Genomic DNA, 1,718 nt, shown 5'->3' with positions numbered 1-1,718 from the left:
GGCGACGGCATCAACTTCCAGGACGACGGACCGACGGTGTCGGCCAACAACACGGTGCTGCTCGATGACGATGCGCTCACGGGTGGTAATCCTGGCGGCACGGACGACGATGCAAACTCGGCTAACATAAGCGGCACTCTGGGACACGCCTTTGGTGAGGACGACGAAGGTGCGACAGTGGCATACCGGACGAACGGAGCACCCACGGGCTTCAGCTATGTGGCCGATGGCACCAGCCTGCTGGTCAAGCAAACCCAGAACGGCGTTCTGACCACGGTCCTGACCTTGTCGTTGGATTCGGCAACGGGCGCCTACGGGGTGGTGCAAAACAGCCCGATCCTCCATGCGGCGGGTCTGAACGAGAACAACCAGGCGTTCACCATCACCTACCGGGTGACCGATGGTGATGGCGATACGGCCGATGGCACGCTCTCCNACCGGGTGACCGATGGTGATGGCGATACGGCCGATGGCACGCTCTCCATCAACGTCGATGACGACACCCCGGTCGTGACGGCCAAGTCGAGTCTGGTCTACTCGAACAGCAGCAACGGGGGGGCTGTGACGGATATCGGTGGAACGGGTGTCTTCGCATACTCAATTGGCGCGGACAAGCATGTGGCGCCTTACAGCGATCCAGCGGGCCTCACGCCAAACTCCGACTTCCTGTCCGTGGCCCTCACGGGCGTCACGGTGGGTGCGAACGCCATCACCAACAAATCGGTGACCTGGGTTTCGGAGTCTGATAGCCAGGCGGTGTTCAACGTGGGCTTCACCTACGTGTCCAACAATCCGACGCAGGGAGCGACCAGCAACGCCACCGGCACGCTGATCTTTGACAAGGTGGCGGACACCTATACCTTGAAACTGGCTCAGGAGATCGAGAGCTTCAGCATCCTGAACACCTCGACGCCTGGAAACCCCCTCAAGGGCTATGCGCTCGACTCAAACGCGATTGTTGGATCGAATCCGCCGGTCTCGGTGATGACGCTGGCCAGCAACTTCTTCGTGCAGTTCGAAGGATTTGGCGTGAACAACGGGACGGCCCAAACCTTCGCTTATGACACCAACACGGGCTTGTTCTCCAATGATCGACGGTATGTCACGGTCTCATCGGATTCGATTGGCGCTGCCAGCGACACGCTCCAATCGGACGAGGTGATTGATCTGGACTTCTTCAAGAACAATCCCGAAGGGTTCACCAATTCTGGCGAGCCCAGAGCCACGAGCAAGGCGATCTTTATCGAGTTCACACAGGCCGGCCCTGGCGCTGGCAAAGACATGGTGGTGGTATTGAAACTGGTTGATGACATTACCGGGGCAACCATCAATCGGACCTTCATCGTTGGAAACTCAGACGGTAATGACGACGTTATCAACGCCAGTGTGCCCACCTACGGATTCGTGGCCAAGGCACAGAACGGCATTGTGGTCTTCGAGAGCAATGACTACAACTTTGACCTCGGCGGAGGAGTTTTTGAGCACTTCTCGATCCAGGGCGCGCAAGTGGTGACATCGACCCAAAGCGCAAGCGGAACCGGGTATCAGCTCAATGGGGTCATCGACAATCCCGCGACTCCGAACGTTGTTGAGGGCGCAACAACCAATGGCCAGATAGCTTTCGGTGGCGCCACGACTGAGGGCAATAACGAACCCATCAAGATCGTCAACATCGGCTTCGTGTCCACGGCGACACCGGACGCCCACCTGACCTTCGA

At 58.6% G+C, this 1,718-nt stretch carries 1 protein-coding gene; it reads left to right on the top strand.

The annotated features are described in order from the left end of the window. Positions 1–36: 36 nt before the first annotated feature. Positions 37–1,718: DUF5801 repeats-in-toxin domain-containing protein (locus HCU66_RS27290; RefSeq protein ID WP_479561821.1), on the top strand; the 1,682-nt coding region annotated here is incomplete at its 3' end.

The sequence above is a fragment of the Pseudomonas frederiksbergensis genome (assembly GCF_017114915.1).
Lineage (GTDB): Bacteria > Pseudomonadota > Gammaproteobacteria > Pseudomonadales > Pseudomonadaceae > Aquipseudomonas > Aquipseudomonas frederiksbergensis_I.
This window is presented reverse-complemented; position numbering and strand designations above follow the sequence as displayed.